We start from the raw sequence: 1,246 nt of genomic DNA, 5'->3' as shown, positions 1-1,246 counted from the left end.
CGATCAGCTTGCCCGGACGTTTGGCTGTGTGCGGTACGTCTACAACCACTTCCTGCGCCAGCGCACCGATGCCTGGTTCGAGCGCCAGGAACGCATGGGCTATAACGCCACGGCCAAAGCGCTCACCAGCCTCAAGAAAGAGCCGGACACCGCCTTCCTGGCCGAGGTGTCCAACGTCTGCTTGCAACAGTCGCTCCGGCATCTGGATCGGGCCTTCAGCAACTTCTTCAAAGGCCAGGCGCGGTATCCCACCTTCAAGAAGAAGCAGCGCAAGCAATCGGCCACTTACATGGCCAACGGCTTTCGCTGGCGCGACGGCAAACTGTGGCTGGCCAAGCAAAAAGACCCGCTGGCTATCCGCTGGAGCCGGTCTTTTTCCGGCACGCCGAGCAGTATCACGGTGAGCTGTGACACCGCTGGCCGTTACCATGTCAGTTTTTTGGTGGAGGAAGCGGCCACACCACTGCCGGTCACCCCCAACATGGTCGGCATTGATCTGGGGCTGACGCACCGCGTCATCACCAGCGACGGCGACAAAATCCCCAACCCGCGTTTTTTGCGGCGCACTGAGCGTAAGCTGGCACGGGCGCAACGGAACCTGTCGCGTAAACAGAAAGGGTCGCAGAACCGCGCCAAAGCGCGGCATCGGGTCGCCAGGGTGCATGCCAGGCTGACCGACCAGCGCCGTGACGCCACCCACAAACTTTCCACGCAGCTTATTCACGAGAACCAAGTCATTGCTGCCGAAAGCTTGCAAATCAAGAACATGGTCAAAAACCGCTCGCTGGCCAGGGCCATCAGCGACGTGGGCTGGCATCAGCTCACCCAACAACTGACGTACAAGGCCGAACGATACGGGCGTGAGTTCGTCCAGATCGACAAGTGGTATCCCAGCTCGAAGCGTTGTTTTCACTGTGGTCATATCACCGAGAAGATGCCACTGAACGTCCGCACCTGGGACTGCCCTGGCTGTGGCACCCAAGGCATTGACCGCGACGTAAACGCTGCCCGCAACATACTGCAATCGGGCAAAGCCATTCTGGCCGGGGCTGACAAGCTTCGCCAGCATGAGAAAACTACCGTGGGGCTCACGGGAGGTTAAGCCTGTGGAGCTTGTGTAAGACCTGAGGTGCTATCACCAGGGGCAACGGGCTGCGAAGCAGGAACCTGGAAGGCAACAACCAGGGAATCCCCTTCCTTTCCGTCGTCAGACGGCAGCGCAAGCTGAGGGAGGGGAGGAGGTCAA

The 1,246-nt window shown here is 59.9% G+C and carries 1 protein-coding gene; it reads left to right on the top strand.

Going from position 1 to position 1,246, the window contains the following annotated elements:
* On the top strand, positions 1–1,102 hold a 1,102-nt coding region (locus CWI66_RS17475; RefSeq protein ID WP_100732378.1), incomplete at its 5' end, for an RNA-guided endonuclease InsQ/TnpB family protein.
* Positions 1,103–1,246: the final 144 nt, after the last annotated feature.

Origin of the sequence: Halomonas sp. 141, assembly GCF_002810305.1 — a bacterium.
Lineage (GTDB): Bacteria > Pseudomonadota > Gammaproteobacteria > Pseudomonadales > Halomonadaceae > Vreelandella > Vreelandella stevensii.
This window is presented reverse-complemented; position numbering and strand designations above follow the sequence as displayed.